General features: G+C 68.3%; 10 protein-coding genes. 6 read left to right on the top strand and 4 right to left on the bottom strand.

Annotated elements, in window-relative coordinates; all coding sequences use genetic code 11:
• The first annotated feature begins 483 nt into the window (after window positions 1-483).
• Together ACIRVK_RS23555 and ACIRVK_RS23550 are read left to right on the top strand one after the other, a co-directional pair.
• Window positions 484-3,177, top strand: a complete 2,694-nt coding sequence (locus tag ACIRVK_RS23555; RefSeq protein ID WP_404250062.1) for an RICIN domain-containing protein — start codon at window positions 484-486, stop codon at window positions 3,175-3,177.
• Window positions 3,178-3,451: 274 nt separating this feature from the next.
• Window positions 3,452-4,006: a Uma2 family endonuclease gene (locus tag ACIRVK_RS23550; RefSeq protein WP_404250060.1), complete on the top strand. Its 555-nt coding sequence runs from the start codon at window positions 3,452-3,454 to the stop codon at window positions 4,004-4,006.
• A gap of 114 nt (window positions 4,007-4,120) precedes the next feature.
• Here ACIRVK_RS23550 and ACIRVK_RS23545 read toward each other — a convergent pair whose 3' ends face one another.
• Window positions 4,121-5,371 carry a helix-turn-helix domain-containing protein gene (locus ACIRVK_RS23545; protein ID WP_404250058.1) on the bottom strand — a complete coding sequence of 417 codons (1,251 nt, stop codon included), beginning with the start codon at window positions 5,369-5,371 and terminating at the stop codon, window positions 4,121-4,123.
• 179 nt (window positions 5,372-5,550) lie between these two features.
• Between ACIRVK_RS23545 and ACIRVK_RS23540 the strand changes: the two genes are divergently transcribed.
• From ACIRVK_RS23540 to ACIRVK_RS23530, 3 genes are all read left to right on the top strand, one after another.
• Window positions 5,551-7,032, top strand: coding sequence for a class I adenylate-forming enzyme family protein (locus tag ACIRVK_RS23540; RefSeq protein WP_404250056.1), 1,482 nt, complete (start codon window positions 5,551-5,553; stop codon window positions 7,030-7,032).
• Window positions 7,033-7,128: 96 nt separating this feature from the next.
• Window positions 7,129-8,892, top strand: coding sequence for a DUF3556 domain-containing protein (locus ACIRVK_RS23535; protein ID WP_404250054.1), 1,764 nt, complete (start codon window positions 7,129-7,131; stop codon window positions 8,890-8,892).
• Window positions 8,889-10,316: a phytoene desaturase family protein gene (locus ACIRVK_RS23530; RefSeq protein ID WP_404250052.1), complete on the top strand. Its 1,428-nt coding sequence runs from the start codon at window positions 8,889-8,891 to the stop codon at window positions 10,314-10,316. The genes ACIRVK_RS23535 and ACIRVK_RS23530 overlap by 4 nt, the downstream gene beginning before the upstream one ends.
• A 250-nt stretch (window positions 10,317-10,566) precedes the next feature.
• Here ACIRVK_RS23530 and ACIRVK_RS23525 read toward each other — a convergent pair whose 3' ends face one another.
• From ACIRVK_RS23525 to ACIRVK_RS23515, 3 genes are all read right to left on the bottom strand, one after another.
• Window positions 10,567-10,764, bottom strand: a complete 198-nt coding sequence (locus tag ACIRVK_RS23525) for a hypothetical protein (protein ID WP_404250050.1) — start codon at window positions 10,762-10,764, stop codon at window positions 10,567-10,569.
• 25 nt (window positions 10,765-10,789) lie between these two features.
• The gene (locus tag ACIRVK_RS23520) at window positions 10,790-11,758 is read right to left on the bottom strand and encodes a hypothetical protein (RefSeq protein ID WP_404250048.1); all 969 of its coding nucleotides are present in this window, start codon (window positions 11,756-11,758) and stop codon (window positions 10,790-10,792) included.
• A gap of 228 nt (window positions 11,759-11,986) precedes the next feature.
• Complete coding sequence (locus ACIRVK_RS23515) at window positions 11,987-12,298, bottom strand: hypothetical protein (protein WP_404250046.1); 312 nt, start codon at window positions 12,296-12,298, stop codon at window positions 11,987-11,989.
• 203 nt (window positions 12,299-12,501) lie between these two features.
• Between ACIRVK_RS23515 and ACIRVK_RS23510 the strand changes: the two genes are divergently transcribed.
• Window positions 12,502-16,020 carry a BTAD domain-containing putative transcriptional regulator gene (locus ACIRVK_RS23510; RefSeq protein WP_404250044.1) on the top strand — a complete coding sequence of 1,173 codons (3,519 nt, stop codon included), beginning with the start codon at window positions 12,502-12,504 and terminating at the stop codon, window positions 16,018-16,020.
• Window positions 16,021-16,297: the final 277 nt, after the last annotated feature.

The raw sequence follows: 16,297 nt of genomic DNA, 5'->3' as shown, positions 1-16,297 counted from the left end.
CGGTCCGCGAGACGATGGCAGCGCGCCGCGACTCGAAGGCGTCGGCGAGTTGCAGCCCAGCGCCCGCTCTTTCCATGGACGCGACGGCCTTGTCCAGGCACACCTGCGCGAGGTCCGTGTTCCCCGCGTCCAGGTGCGCCTCGCCCAGGCTCATGTAGACGCGGCCCTCGTCGTAGGCGTCGCCGCCACCGGACAGCGAACGGAACCGCACCAGCGCGTCGTTGAGACGGGCGCGAGCCTCCCCAAAATGAATACGACTCATTTCAGGAACGTGCGGGCCCGGCAGGGTTGCTGAGGTTGCCGTAAGACGAATGGCGAGCGAGCCCGTCTCAGCCGAGTGAACTCGTTTTCGCTGTACCTAAACAGCAGTTACAGGCGATTGATGACAAAGATCCCGGTGTTCAGCGTCTTGACGCCGTCGTCCTTCCACCCGGATAAATGCAACTCATGGAACAGCGGGGGCTCCAGGAAGGGACGCCACATATGAGACCCCTACGCAGCGGTGCGGGGCTGAGCAAAGCGTTCGCGGCGCTGGTCGTCGTCTGGGCGACCGTGCTGCCCGCCCAGACCGCCCAAGCGGCAACGATGAACTTCTACGTCGACCCCGTCAACGGCAGCGACAGCAACGCGGGCACCAGCACCGCTGCGGCTTTCAAGACGATCCAGGCGGCCCAGTCCGCGGTCCGCGCCATCGACTCGAACATGTCCGACGACATCGTCGTGAACCTACGTGGAGGCACCTACCCCCTGACCAGCCCGGTCACGTTCGGCACCAGCGACTCCGGTACCAACGGCCACACCGTGGTCTACCAGGCGTACAACGGTGAGACCCCCGTCGTGACCAGCGCCAAGACCATCAGCGGGTGGACCGCGGTCGGCAACGGCGAGTACCAGGCGCCGGTGGGCACCTTCACCTTCCGGCAGATGTACGTCAACGGGGTCCGCGCCACCCGTGCCCGCTATCCCGACCTCGGGTCGGACTTCCAGTTGCAGGGCAGTGACAAGACCAACCAGTTGCTCAAGGTCCTCAGCTCCCAGGTCTCCAACTGGGGCAACCTCAGCCAGGTGGAGATGAAGCTGGAACTGCAGTGGGCGGAGAACTATCTGCGGCTGAAGTCGTTCACGACCGGCAACGGCTTGGCGAACGTCTCGCTCCAGGACCATGAGGCGGGGATCCTCTTCCCGCGCCCCTACCCGCTGCTGTCCAACGGTTCCCCGCTGCACTTCGAGAACGCCCACGAGTTCCTCAACGAGCCCGGCGAGTTCTACGTCGACACCACCGCGCAGAAGGTCTACTACAAGCCCCGCTCCGGCGAGGACATGTCGACGGCCACCGTGCAGGCACCGACCCTCCAGACGCTCTTCGACGTTCACGGCAGCAGTCTGGGCAGCCCGGCCCACAACCTGCGGTTCTCCGGGATCACCTTCGCCCAGACCACCTGGATGGAGGGCACCGACAACGGCGTGCTCAATGGCCAGGGCGGCAACTACAACATCTCCGCCGACGCCGCCAACAACCAGTACGTCGGCCGCCCTCCGGCCGGAGTCCAGGTCGCCGACACCGACAGCGTCTCCTTCACCGGCGACACGTTCACCCAGATGGGTGCCACCGCCCTCGACCTGCACCACGGCGTGCACAACAGCACCGTGACCGGCAACATCATCCACGACGTGTCCGGCAACGGGATCATGGTGGGCAAGTTCTCCGACCCCACCGTGGAGATGCACACCATCTACAACCCGCCGACCTCGCCGGCCGGTGAGGACGCGCGCGAGGTCGTCAAGAACATCACCGTCACCGACAACCTGATCACCCACACCGGTGAGGACTACCTCGGCACGGCCGGCATCAACGCGGGCTTCGTCAACAGCACCACGATCAACCACAACGACATCTCCGACTCACCGTGGGCCGGCATCTCGCTCGGCTGGGGCTGGCAGTCCGCGGCCAACGCGGAGGGCAACAACTCGATCAGCTACAACCGGATCGGCGACGTGGTGAACCGGCTGTGCGACACCGCCGGCATCTACCACCTGTCCAACGACCCCGGCACGGTGATCAACAACAACTACATCCACGAAGCGGTGCGCTCGCCCGCGGCGTGCAACTCGGCGGTCGCCGGAATCTACCTGGACGAGGGGTCGAACAACATGACCGTCTCCAACAACGTCCTGTCGAACACCGCCAACTACATCAACCAGAACCGCAACGGCACCAACGTCACGCTGTCCGGCAACTCCACCACCGGCACCTCGATCATGGAAGCATCGGGCCTGGAGCCCGCCTACCAGGCGCTCCTGGCGAAGATCAACCTCGCCTACAACCAGCCCGCCTCCGCCTCCTCCGTCGCCAGCTCCAGCTGGACACCGGACAAGGCCGACGACAACAACGCCTCGACCGGCTGGTCGCCCACCGGCACCGACACCTCCGCCTGGTGGCAGGTCGACCTGGGCCAGGCCTACCAGCTCGGGCAGTACTCGTTCACCACCCGCCAGGACATCGACCAGCCCGCGACCCGCGACAACTTCGAGATCCGGGCCTCGAACGACCCGACCTTCGCCACCTACACCGTGGTGGGACGCCAGGGCGCCACCACGCTGCCGTTCGGCTCGACGCTCACCGGCACCATCGACGTACGCCAGAAGTTCCGCTACGTGCGGGTCGCCAAGACCGACGGCGGCTACTTCTTCATCGCCGACTTCAGCGTCCAGCAGGGCGACGGCGCGCTGGAGGACGCCACCTCCGTACCGAACGTCAGCCCGTCGACGTACTACACGATCAAGAACGTCAACAGCGGGTTGGTGGCCGACGTGTCCGGTGCCTCCACCTCCGACGGCGCGAGCGTCATCCAGTGGCAGAGCAACACCGGCACCAACCAGCAGTGGAACATCGTGCCGGTCACCGGCCAGCTCTACAAGATCGTCAACCGAAACAGCGGCAAGGTCCTCGACATCAACAGCGGGTCCCACTCCAGGGGCACGACGCTGGAGCAGCGGACCTGGAACGGCGGCAACAACCAGCTCTGGTACTTCGAACCGCTCAACGGCGGATGGGTGATCCGCAACTTCGAGAGCAAGCAGGCCGTCGAGGTCGGCGGAGGATCGACCACGGCGGGTGCCGGCATCGACCAGTGGATGGCACTGAACCAGACCAACCAGACCTGGACCATCCAGTGACGGGGTGACCCCGGCCGCTCTGCCCGCTCGGCCACCGGCTTCCTGACCAGAACAAGGAACCCCAGGTCAGCCGATACCTGACCTGGGGTGACGAGCTGGGCCACGCGATTGCATCAGATCCAGTCTCCGTAGGCCAGAGCAAATGATCAAGGTCCCTCGCTTGGAGATCACAGCAGATCCGTACCCCGCAGCGGTGGGGCCGCCTACATACTGCTCAGCCCGGTGACATGGCGCTCGCGCCGTATCGTGACGGCACAGGGAGGGAGTACCGCCCATGAGTGTCGACGCGATCGTGCACACCGAGTTCCCCAAGGGTTACACCGTCCTGTTCGGGTCCGACGGAAAGGTGATCATGACCCCGCGGAGCTTCGAGCATTCCAGCACGATCAAGTCGCTGCACCACGACACGATCGTGTCCCTCGGACGCCATGCGAAGACCGCCTCCGACGTCTACATCTACTTCCCCGCCGACGAGAACTCCGCCCCCGACCTGGCCATCCTGCGCGAAGACGCACGCAAGGAAGGCAAGCGATACAGCTTCGAGGACGTCCTGCTGATCTCCGAGGTCGTCTCGACCTTCTCCGCCCGCAAGGACTACGACGACTGCACCGCCAAGTACGGCCGTTACGGCATCCCCGTCTACCTGGTCGTGGACCCCTACGCCCGGGAAGTCGTCCTGCACACCGAACCCACCGCGAGCGGCTGCAGCACCGCCCACACCCGCGCATACGGTACGGGCAAGCTCCCCGTCCCGCTGGCCGACGGCCGCACCTTCACCCTCGATCTCGACGAACTCCCCGTACCGGAGCCGGAAGCGGACGCCCGCTGACAGGTCGAGCTCGACGTGGCCGGTCACGGAGGCTTGCCCAGGCAGGGGGACCTGCGCGCAGCAAGCACGGTGCGAGCCCTTCGGATATCCGGACGCCCTGGACCTGATCGTCGGTCACGATGACCTCCGCGCACCCTCAGCGGACCGGAGTCCCAGTTGTGCGCAGGCCAGCAGGGCCACCTCGATGGCCAGCCGGTTCTCGGCGAGCGAGTGGCCCAGGATCTCCTCGGCCTTGCGGACGCGGTAGTGCACGGTGTTCTTGTGGACGTGCAGGCGTGCGGCGGCGTCGGTGAAGCTGCCTCGCGCGTCCAGGAAGACCCGCACGGTCTCACGCAGGCGGATCGTGGCGTCGTCATCGCCCATGAGGTCGCCCAGGGCGCGTTCGGCCCAGACTCTGACGTCGGGGAGGTGGTCGACGAGGAGACCGGCCAACGCGACGTGGGAGTGGAGGATGAGCGAGCGGTCGGGGTCAGCTCCGGTGACGGCGACATCGCGGGCCCGCTGCGCGTCCCGGAACGTCTGACGGAATCCGTCGAGCCCGGAAGACGGGTCGCCGAGGGCGATACAGAGCTCGGGGTGTCTGGAGAGCTCCTCCTTGAGCCGAGGTACGTCGAGGACCGGTTTGCCTGCGGAGGAGATCCACGCCCAGTGCGTCTGCTCGTCGGCGGAGATCGTCAGCGGGGACTTGCCGGTGGCCGCGGCCAGCATCGCCGCCCCGGCGCGGAGTTCCGCCCCGGCGGGGGCGGACGATCCGGGTCGCGTCCAGATGATCGCGGCGAGGTGCCATCCGCGAAGGGACGTCGAAAGCATCTGCTCGGCCGACGCCAGGTCGAGTCCCTCGGTGTCGAGCACGGCCCGGACCTGGGCGGCGCGGGCCGCGTCGGAGCGGGCGTCCCATCGTCTGCGCTCATCCTCGTAGATGTCGATGATGCCCTCGATGACCTGGTCGATGTAACTGTTCGTCAGGAGCGCGATCCTGCTCGTCGTCGCCAGCGCCTCCTCCGTCGACAGGTCGAGGCGTCCGAGGACGGTCATGGCCCACTGCACGAACATGTGCTCGCCGAGGCGGTAGGCGCGCAGCAGTCCTTCCAGGGACAGGCCGTGCTGGGCGAAGCGACGGGCGTACTCGGCCGCGGCGGGCGGCACGGCGATGTCGTCGAGGGAGATGCCCAGCGCCAGCATGTCGACGATGGCCGTCAGATTCGACGAGGTGCTGGCGACCATGAGCCGCCGCACGGCGTCGTCGTGGCGGAATTCGGGGATGACGTCGATGAACATCGTGGTCATCTCCGCCGTGAGGTTCTCCAGGTCGGCCTGGATGTGCTGGGCGACGTCGTGCACGGCACCGTCGACTTGGACGCTCATACCCGGAAGGTAACGTGACGGCCTGCGCCGGGACAGAGCACGGCGGCGACCCGGTGACCGAGCCTCCCGCTTTGTGACGGCGGCACAAAGGAAAGGGCGCGGGCTGGGACGCAGGCCCATGGTCGGCCACGTGCTCGCTGCCTACCTTTTCCTCACCACCTTCGTCACGGTGCGACTCAATGGTGAGGAATCGAATCGTGCAGCACATCGCTGAATTGCCGGACGTCCGGGCCGCACGGAACCCCGCGGGCCCCTGTATCGCGGATGACCATGAACAGCTGAGAAATCAGGATTTCCTGAAACACGTCCGGGGCGCGGCGGCAGTTCTTCACGCTGCCGGAATACGTGCCGGAGACGTGGTGGCGGTGGTTCTTCCGAATCGTCTGGAACTGGTCGTCATCATGTTCGCGGCATGGCGTCTCGGCGCCGCGGTCACGCCCGTGAACCCCGAGCTCACCGACGCCGAGGTCCGCCATCAGATCGAGGACTCCGCGGCCAGGATCGTGATCACCGACGGCCGCACCGGCACGATCGGGACGCTCGATGTGACCGCGGTGGCGCCCACCTCGATCACGGACCAGGTCACGGCCCCGGACACCGTCGCCCTCGCCCTCGACTCCCTCGCCCTGATCATCTACACGAGCGGGACCACGGGGCGCCCGAAGGGCGTCATGCTCGACCACGCCAATATCGCGGCCATGTGCCGGATGATCATCGACGGCATGGGTCTGGACGAAACCGATCACAGTCTGCTGATCCTGCCGTTGTTCCACGTCAACGGGATCGTTGTGAGCGTACTGTCGCCGCTGCTGGCGGGTGGACATACGACGATCGCCGACCGCTTCCGGCCGTCGACGTTCTTTGCCACGGTCGAACATGTCCGACCGTCCTACTTCTCGGCCGTCCCGGCGATCTACGCGATGCTCGTGTCACTGCCGGACGAGGTCCGTCCGGACACCACGTCGCTGCGCCGGGTGATCTGCGGCGCCGCGCCGATGCCCGCCGAGTTGATCGCCCGGTTCGAGGACAGGTTCGCGGTGCCGGTCGTCGAGGGGTACGGGCTGTCCGAGGGCACCTGCGCCTCGACGCTGAACCCTCCCGCCGGGCCACGCAAGCCCGGCACGGTGGGGCTCCCGCTGCCAGGACAGACCGTCGCCGTGATGGACGCCGAGGGCAATCTCCTCGACGACGGGTCCGCGGGCGAGGTGGTCGTCCGGGGCCCGAACGTCATGCGCGGCTACCTCGGCCTGCCTCGGGAGACGGCCGCCACCGTCGTCGACGGCTGGCTGCACACCGGCGACGTGGGCCGGTTCGACGCGGACGGCTATCTCGTCCTGGTCGACCGGATCAAGGACATGATCATCCGCGGTGGGGAGAACATCTATCCCAAGGAGATCGAGATCGTCCTGCACACCCACCCGGCGGTGCTGGAGGCCGCCGTGGTCGGTGCCCCCGACCCGGTGCTCGGCGAGGTTCCCGTCGCCCACGTCGCGCTGTTTCCCGACGCGGAGGCCACCGCCGCCGAGCTCATCGAGCACTGCCGCGAGTCGCTGGCCCGTATCAAGGTGCCGGTGTCGGTCCACGTCACCGAGTCGTTGCCGAAGAACCCCGTCGGAAAGATCGACAAGCCGCGGCTGCGCAACTCATCCGTCAACGCATAAGAGATCCAGGCGAAGAATTCGCCCGGAGTCCTTTTCCGCGAGACTCCCGGGCGCGGATCGTCACACCCGAAAACACCCACAGAAAAGGCGAGCAGCATGGGGTTCAAAACAGGCGACTTCCCACAGGTCGACCAGGAAACATTCCTGCAGAAACCACTTATGGAACGCACGAAAGCACTGGCCCTGCACTGGGTGGAACACGGTTTCGGTACGCCGAAAATGATCCACACCACCTACGTGCTCAAGGTCTTTTTCCTCTACGTCCTCGCCGGGACGGCGCTGGCGACGTGGACCTCGGACGCCGGCCCGTTCTGGGACGTCACGCACTGGTGGAACCGACCGGTCGTCTACCAGAAGCTGGTGCTGTGGACAGTCTTCCTGGAGACGCTCGGCGTGGGCGGTTCCTGGGGACCGATCGCCGGCAAGTTCAAGCCGATGACCGGCGGGATCCTGTTCTGGGCCCGGCCGGGCACCATCCGGCTGCGCCCCTGGAAGCGAGTCCCGTTCGCCGACGGCGACCGCCGCACCGTGGCCGACGTACTGCTCTACCTGGCCTTCCTGACCTCCCTGCTGGTAGCGGTCGCGGTACCCGCCGACGGTCTCGTGCGCCCGGCCCTGCTGGTCGCGCCCATCGTGCTGTACGTCGTGTGTGGTCTGCGGGACAAGACGATCTTCCTGGCCGCCCGCGGCGAGCAGTACCTGCCCGCGCTGGTGTTCTTCGCGGTCCTGCCGTTCACCGACATGATCATCGCGGCGAAGCTGCTGATCGTGGTGGTGTGGGTGGGTGCCGGGGTGTCCAAGTTCGGGCTGCACTTCACCAACGTGGTCGCGCCCATGGTCTCCAACAGCCCCTGCGTCCCGTCGAAGCGGATCAAGCGGCTGCACTACCGTGACTTCCCCCGGGACATCCGCCCGTCGAAGGTCTCGTCGTTCATGGCCCATGTCGGCGGTACGACCGTCGAGGTCGTCACCCCGTTGGTGCTGCTGTTCTCCACGAGCCACTGGCTCACCCTGGCCGGCGTCCTGCTGATGGTCGTCTTCCACCTGTTCATCACGTCCACGTTCCCGCTGGCGGTGCCGCTGGAGTGGAACATCCTCTTCGCCTACCTGTCGGTCTTCCTCTTCCTCGGCTTCCCGGCCCAGGCCGGCTACGGCGTGGGCGACATGTCGTCACCGTGGCTGACCGCCGGGATCGCCGCAGCGCTGCTGTTCTTCCCGATCCTGGGCAACCTGCGCCCCGACCTGGTGTCGTTCCTGCCCTCGATGCGCCAGTACGCGGGCAACTGGGCCTCCGCGCTGTGGGTCTTCGCACCGGGCGCGGAGGAGAAGCTCAACTCCCTGCCGCACCGGCCGACACAGAACCAGGTGGACCAACTCCAGGCAATGGGCTACCCACCGGCGGTCGCCGAGATCACCATGCAGCAGACCATCGCCTGGCGGTCGATGCACAGCCAGGGCCGCGGCCTGTTCTCGGTCCTGCTGAAGAACCTCCCGGATCTCGGCCAACGCACCGTGCGCGAAGCCGAGTTCGCGTGCAACTCGTTGATCGGGTTCAACTTCGGAGACGGCCACCTGCACAACATCGACCTGATCAACGCCGTACAGTCCCGGATCGGATTCGCCCCCGGGGAGTGGATCGTCGTCTGGGTGGAGTCGCAGCCCATCCACCGCGGGATCCAGCACTACCAGGTGATCGACGCCGCGCTCGGAGTGATCGAGCGCGGAACGTGGAAGGTCGCCGACGCGGTCGAGGAGCAGCCGTGGCTGCCGAACGGCCCGATCCCGCTCGACGTGACCTGGACCCGCGAACCGTCGTCCCCGGCCCCGGCGCGGGTCGCCGTGGAAGACTCGGCGGCGTGAGCACGGCGATCGTGGTCGGCGCGGGCCCCAACGGGCTCGCCGCCGCCGTCGCCCTCGCCCACGAGGGCGTGGCGGTCACCGTGCTGGAGGCGGCCGACGAGATCGGCGGCGGCACACGCTCTAGCGAGGCGATCCTGCCCGGGATGCTGCACGACCACTGCTCGGCCGTCCACCCGATGGCCGTCGGCTCACCGTTCCTGCACTCCCTCGACCTCGGCCGGTACGGGCTGAGGTGGGCACGGCCGGAGATCGACTGCGTGCATCCGCTCGACGGCGGCACGGCCGGAGTGCTGCACCGCTCGGTCGCCGAGACCGCCACCGGTCTCGGCACCGACGGACGGCGCTGGCGGAGGCTGCTCGACGGCCCCTCGGCGGCCTACGACACCTGGAGCGACGACATCCTCGGCCCGCTCATGCGCCTGCCACGGCACCCCGTCCGTCTCGCCCGCTTCGGCGCGCCCGCGCTCGCCCCCGCGTCGCTGCTGGCGAAGCTCTTCGCGACCGAGGAGGCCAGGGCTCTCTTCGGCGGGGTCGCGGCACACGCCTACCGCCCCCTCCACCGACCCCTCAGCGCCAGCATCGGACTCGGCATCCTCACCGCGGGACACCGGCACGGCTGGGCCGTCGCCGAAGGAGGATCACGCCGTATCACCGACGCCATGGCGGCGCTGCTGCTCGACCTCGGCGGGAAAATCGAGACGGGCGTCCGCGTGCGGTCGGCCCGGGAGCTGCCGCCCACGGACGTGACCCTCTGGGACGTGACGCCCACCGCCCTGGCGGACATCATGGGCGAGCTGCTGCCGCCGCGCGTCGCCCGGGCCTACCGCCGGTTCCGCTACGGCCCCGGGGCGTTCAAGGTCGACTTCGCCGTCGAGGGCGGAGTCCCCTGGACCGCCGAAGCGGCGCGCCGGGCCGGCACGGTGCACGTGGGAGGCAACTTCGCCGAGATCGCCGCCACCGAACGCGAGATCCACGCCGGCCGGATGCCGGACCGCCCGTTCGTCCTGGTCGGACAGCAGTACCTCGCCGACCCGCGGCGGTCGGTGGGCAACGTGCACCCGGTGTGGACCTACGCCCACGTCCCGAACGGCTACCCCGGCGACGCCACCGAAGCGATCACCGCTCAGATCGAACGGTTCGCCCCGGGCTTCAGGGACCGGATCGTCGGCACCGCCATCCGCACCACCCCCGGATTCACCGACCACAACCCGAACTACGTCGGCGGCAACATCATGACCGGTGCCAAGGACATCCCCCAACTGCTCTTCGGTCCACGCCCCACCCTGCACCCCTACGACATCGGGCTGCCCGGCCACTACCTGTGCTCCGCCGCCACCCCGCCCGGCCCCGGCGCGCACGGAATGTGCGGAGCCCACGCGGCCGCACGCGCCCTGCGCCACCTCCGCAGAGCGTCGGGCGCATAAACCCTGACGTCGTCACAAACAACACAAAACCCCAGGCCAGGGCCCTGACCTGGGGTTCAAGAAGAGCCGCCTTCGGGATTCGAACCCGAGACCTACGCATTACGAGACCGTGAGCGTTCGTGTTGCGTAGTGTCTGGCCATGCTACCGAGTGACGTTCTGCCTGATCAGAGCACGTGCGGCTGGTTGGTCTGCGCTGCCTCGTGTTACGTCGTCCAAAGGCGTCCGGCCACCGGCTGGCCACCGACGGGGTCACCACTGACGACAAGGTGCGAGGTTGTCCGGGTTGTGGATCTCCCACAGCGCCCGGCTGTCGGCATCCAGGAGATTGGTCAGCAGGCACCACAGCTTCGTGCGCCGTGTGCCGTCGACGAGGACGACGGTGAGCCACGCCTTGACCACTCTCACCTGAACCCGCTGCCCGCTGCCCGCTGCCCGCTGCCCGCTCACCCTGGCACGGTGGCGGCGCGGCAGGCTACCTGCCCCCTGATGCATCGATCTCCGGATCAGTGCCAACAGGTTTCCTTGCCGCCGTCCCGCTCGGTACCGACCGATACCGAGTGGGCGAGGCCCGGGCCAACCTCGGGCTCGGGCGAGAAGCCCTTGGGGGGAGGTCGACGTCGAGCAGCAGATGCCGGCCCTGCTCGATCTTGGTCCAGCAGGCGCCCTCGACGGTGGTCGGCGGTGCCGCGGGGTCGGGGTCCTCCTCGGCCTTGTCGCGACCCGGCAGCCAGACGGCCGTGCGCCGCCCGAGCGGGTGGTAGGTGATATCGGTCTTGCGGTTGTTGGCGTCGACGTTCTCGGTGGGCAGACCGCGCCGTGCGTCGAGGGTGGAAGTGACCTTCCAGCTCTGGCAGTTGGTGGTCGTGATGCTGGTCGGGTTGGTGTTGCCGCCGAGGAGGGACCACGGGGGGCTGAACGCGGTGTGGGTGCTCTGCCCCGTGGCTTCGACGGAGTCGGTGATGCGCCCGGCGCCGTCGTACTTCATCGCCGAGTTGGTCTGCCAGTTCTCGGTGCTGCCGGTGTAGTCGGTGGCGGTGCGCACGGCGCTCACCTGGCCGATGGCAGTACTGCTGTTCTGGTCGAGCTGTCCGAAGGTGCCCAGGTTGGTGACGATGCCGTCGCCGTCGTAGTAGATCTTCTTGTCCGCCAGCAGTGTGCTCGCTGAGGCCGCGGTGCCACACGGCCCGCTGACGGAGGTGACCTGGTCCGGGTGGGACAGGGTCACGGTGTTGCCGGCCGACGGCGCCGCGTAGGTGGTGGTAACGCACTTCTCCTGCGCGGCCACGCTCACGTCACCGTGCGCGTCGTCGGTGGAAACCCGGCCCTGGCTGTCGGAGGCGGTGTCGGTCCGGATGTGGCGCCATGTCCCGTACGCCAGGAGCGCGTAGTTGTGCGACTGGGCGGTCTTGATGCGGTACGCGTTCAGATCGGGCAGGGTCAACAGGGTCGGCTTGCTCTCGCCGGGGTTGTCGTCCTGCGTCCAGTCCGTCCAGGGGGACTGGTTGGCATTGGCCGTAGCGGTGTACGTGAAGGGGCCGTTGACGGCCGGGCGCCAAAGTGGCGTCCAGCGCAGAGACCTTGCGACGCAAAGAGGCCCTACCCCGCTCCTCGGGGGTAGGGGCTCTGACCGTCTACACGCGCCCTGTCCGGGCCGCTGCAGACGTGATTGTCACGGAAAGACGGGCTTACCGTATGCCCCCGGAAGGATGTGGACGGACCTGCCGTACGAGGTGCAATACGCATACGACCATCGGTTGCTGTTGGTCGTGACACCGGTGGCGTGCTTGCCGTTGGAGCACTTCACGCTGGCGTAGTAGGCGGCAGAGGTTTCGCACTTGACGCCGTAGGTGTTCTTGTCCTGCCAGGAAGTGCAGGTGGGGGCCGCGGAGGCGGATCCGGCGGTGGCGACCAGGCCGCCAGCGGCAAGTGAAACCGCTGCCAACCCGCTTACCACAGCACGCTTCAGGTTGATCTTCATCATTACCTCTTCCTAGATCGAGAATCTTCTGGCGCGTTCCAGCCGCAGCCACCGCCATGAACACGGCCCTTTTCCGCGCCCTGGGGAAGTTCGCCCCGTGTGACCACCGTGCTCGGCGGGTTTGCCGTAAACCTGGGACAAACCTTGAATCACCTGTTCAGACCACGTGCCCCGGGAATAGAGTCCGACCTCAGGGGGGTGACGTCGTGTCGGCGGAGTTCACACTGCTCGGCGGTATCGAGGCGCGTGTCGAAGGCCGAATCGTCGGACTGGGCCACGCTCGGCAGCGGTGCGTGCTGGCCGTACTGCTGGTGGAAGCCAACCGCGTGGTGTCGATCGACCAACTCGCCGACCGCGTCTGGTCCGACCGTCTTCCGCAGCGGGCCCGTAACACGCTCTACGGCTACGTCTCCCGTCTCCGCCAGGCGTTGGCCCACGCTGAGGGGGCGGCCATCGTCCGGCGCTCTGGAGGTTACGTACTCGACGTCGAGGCGGCGGCAGTGGACCTGCACCGTTTCCACGACCTTGCGCTACGGGCCCGGACGGCCGGGCAGAGCGGCCGGGAAGAGGCAGCCGCGACCTTGTTCGGTCAGGCACTCGGCCTCTGGCGGGGAGATGCCTTCGCCGGTCTGGACACCCCCTGGATCAACGCCCTGCGCGATGTCGTGAACCAGCAGCGAGCCGCGGTCGAACTCGACCAGACCGACGTCCGGCTTCGCCTCGGTCACCACGCCGAGTTGCTGGCCAACCTGTCGGCCCGGACCGGGGCACATCCGCTGGATGAACGGCTGGCCGGCCAGTTCATCCTCGCCCTGTACCGCTGTGGCCGCCCGGCCGACGCCCTCGGCCACTACCAGCGGACCCGATCGCTGCTGGCCGAGGAACTCGGCTGCGACCCCGGCCTCCCACTGCGGCAGCTGCACCAGCGCATCCTCACCGCCGACCCCTCGCTGAACGCACCCGCCGTCCGTCGCGAGCCGGGACCCACCCTCGTACCGGCCCCGTTACCCGCTGCCTCCGCGCCGAGGCAGCGGCAGGCCCGGACGGGAAGCCGTTTCATCGGGCGGGCGGCCGAGCTGGAGGTCCTGGACCGGGCGATCGAGGACACCATGGCCGGGGCGCCAGGAGTGGTCGAGATCGTCGGGGAACCGGGCATCGGAAAGACGCGGCTGCTCGGCGAACTGGGCGAGCGTGCGCGGCGGCACGGTTTCGTGACCCTGGACGGGCGGAGCCTGGAGTTCGACCGTGCTCCGTACGGCGTGTTCGTGGACGCACTGGACGATCACCTCGGCAATGTGGACACTCTCCGGCCCGGCCAGGAAGGAGCGTCGTCGCCCGGCGTGTTCGACGTGCTGAGTACCGTCTTCCCGGCGCTCGCCGACCGGTTTCCCAACGGTTCGGGACCGGTGGCCGTCGAGCGGTACTGGTTCCACCGGGCCGTACGGGCGCTCCTGGAGGCGCTGAGCGCCGACGGCGGGCTCGTGCTCGGCCTGGACGATCTGCAGTGGGCGGACGACGCTACAGCCGAGCTGATCGACCATCTGGTACGGCACCCGCCGCGCACCCCGTTGCTACTCGCGCTCTCCTACCGTCCGCGGCAGGCGCCGCCGCGGCTTGCCGCGGCGATGGCCCGGGCGGGTGCGAAGGGACGGGTGGCCAGAGTCGAGCTCGGTGCGCTGTCCCCGGCCGAGGGGGCGCAGTTGTGCGATACCAGGATGGATCATTGGGGCTTCCAGTGGCGTTACGAGGCCAGCGGCGGCAACCCGTTCTACCTGGAGGCGCTGGCCCGCAGGGCCGGCCACGAGGGCCCTGCGGCGGTCCCGGCCGACTCGGCCGTCGAGGCCGGCGATCTTCCCCAATCGGTGAGTGCCGCCCTCCTGGAGGAGCTGGGAGGTCTCTCGGCCACCGCGAGGGCCTGTGCGAAGGCGGCCGCGGTGCTCGGCGACTCCTTCGAGGCCGAGATGGTGGCGGTCGTGGCCCAGATCGGTGAGGCGCAGGCACTTGTGGCTCTGGACGAGGTCGCGGAGCGGGACCTCGTACGCCAGATCGGTTCCACACGCCAATTCCGGTTCCGCCACCCGCTGGTGCGGTCGGCGGTGTATCAGGAGGCGGGTGCCGGCTGGCGGATCGAGGCCCATGCCCGGGCAGCGGACGCCCTGGCGCGACGCGGCGCATCGCTGACCGCCCAGGCCCTGCATGTCCAGCGGTCGGCGCGGATGGGAGATGAACATGCCGCCGACATCCTGGTCCGGGCCGCCGGGCAGGTGACGACGATCGCACCCGCGGCCGCCGCCCACTGGACCGGGGAGGCCCTGCGGCTGCTCGGCGAGCGCAGCCGGCAGCGGCCCGAACTGTGGCTCCAGCAGGCCGACGCGCTCGGCATGGCCGGGCGTCTGCGCGAGAGCCGCGACATCCTGCGCACAGCGGCGTCCCTGCTCCATACGCAGGCCCCGGACCAGCGGGCCCGCGTGACGGCCACCTGGGCCACGATGGAATGGATGCTCGGCCGGTACGAAGAGGCCATGGCCCTGCTGCTCCAGGAACTGGCCGGCCACGACGAACGGGCGGAAGGCGAAACCGCGGCCCTGGAGGTGGGGGTCGCCGTCGTGGCGCTTCGTACGAACGACTTCCACACGGCCGTCGAATGGAGCGAACGTGCGCTGCGATCGGTGCGCCATGTCGGTGGCCTGCAGCAGATCACCGCGGTGCGCGCTCTGCTGGCACTGGCCTATACCGGCGGCGGTGACAACATGCGGTCGGCCCACCTCCTCGGCCAGGTGCTCGACGTGCTCGACGATGCCGATGACCGGGAACTGGCCCAGAATATGGATGCCGTTGTCGCGGCCGGTTGGACGGCGATGCTCCACGAACGCTACGACACCGCCCTGCGCCTTCTGGGCCGCGGACTCGAGGTGTCGCGCCGCACCGGCCAGAGCCGCGTACTCGCCGACCTGTTCGCCGCGTCCGCCTACGCCCTCATGTGGCTGGGACGTCTGGACGAGGCATCGACGTTCGCTGACGACGCTCTGGAAGCGGCATCACTCGTCGGCAGCGGCGAGCCGCGATCGCTGGCCGAAGTGGTGAGCGCAGCGGTCTCGATGTGGCGGGGGGACTTCGGCGGGGCACTGAAGATCTGTGAAGAGTCACTCTCTCGGGCCGGTGCGACACCGGGCGCGCGTCGGTCGGCGATGGTCGGGATGCTCGGCAACACGCTCCTGCTCAACGGCGATCCGGCCGGCTGCGTCAACAAGGTACTCGAGGCGGGAGGAGGTCCCGAACTCCTGGGGTTCGAGGCACCGGTGCGCCCGCTGTGGTTCAGGCTGCTTGCTGTCGCGGAGCTGGCCCTGGGCGACGGTGCTGCTGCCCAGACCTGGGCCGATCGCGCGGCCGCCGCCGCGGACCCTGACGGGCCGCCCGGTCGGCGCGGCTTCGCGCTGCTGGCTCGCGCCGAGGTACAACTCGCCCAGCGAGATCCGGCGGCGGGCCCCACTGCGTGCCGGGCCGCCGCCGAGTTCAGCGCGGCCCGAACACCTCTTCACGAGGCGATGGCCCGGCTCACGGCCGGTCTCGCACTGTCCTCCTCCGGGCACCGGGCAGAAGGACTCGCGCAACTGGAGCAGGTCAAATCCCTGTCCATCGGCTGCGGAGCGATCGCCCTGTCCGAACTGGCCGATGACGAACACCGGCGCATCACCACCGGAAACCCGCCAGGCGAAACGGTGTGAGACAGGCCGGGGGCATCCTCACCGCCTCCGCCGGGGTATGCCGACCTGCCGGTCGGCAGGCCCTTGCGCACGGTCTTGCTCGTCGTCCCCACCACGCGCTTGAAGATACGACCAAGTGACGAGGAAGAGCATCACTGACGAGATCCAGGAAGCCCCCACCATCCTTCGATGTCCGACGGGGTGAAGGTGCGGCGACGCGGACCCGTCCGTTGTGTGTCGGGGCGTCTCGGCCGACAGCTCGGCCAGCGTCTCTGACGTGACCACCGGTCGGGACAGA

The sequence above is a fragment of the Streptomyces sp. NPDC101152 genome, assembly GCF_044768275.1.
Taxonomy (GTDB): domain Bacteria; phylum Actinomycetota; class Actinomycetes; order Streptomycetales; family Streptomycetaceae; genus Streptomyces.
This window is presented reverse-complemented; position numbering and strand designations above follow the sequence as displayed.

Excerpts from the sequence above, each read along its gene's own strand:
- ACIRVK_RS23555 (WP_404250062.1), top strand. The coding sequence starts at position 484 with ATGAGACCCCTACGCAGCGGTGCGGGGCTGAGCAAAGCGTTCGCGGCG.
- ACIRVK_RS23545 (WP_404250058.1), bottom strand. The coding sequence starts at position 5,371 with ATGAGCGTCCAAGTCGACGGTGCCGTGCACGACGTCGCCCAGCACATC.
- ACIRVK_RS23540 (WP_404250056.1), top strand. The coding sequence starts at position 5,551 with ATGGTGAGGAATCGAATCGTGCAGCACATCGCTGAATTGCCGGACGTC.
- ACIRVK_RS23535 (WP_404250054.1), top strand. The coding sequence starts at position 7,129 with ATGGGGTTCAAAACAGGCGACTTCCCACAGGTCGACCAGGAAACATTC.
- ACIRVK_RS23515 (WP_404250046.1), bottom strand. The coding sequence starts at position 12,298 with ATGATGAAGATCAACCTGAAGCGTGCTGTGGTAAGCGGGTTGGCAGCG.
- ACIRVK_RS23550 (WP_404250060.1), top strand. The coding sequence starts at position 3,452 with ATGAGTGTCGACGCGATCGTGCACACCGAGTTCCCCAAGGGTTACACC.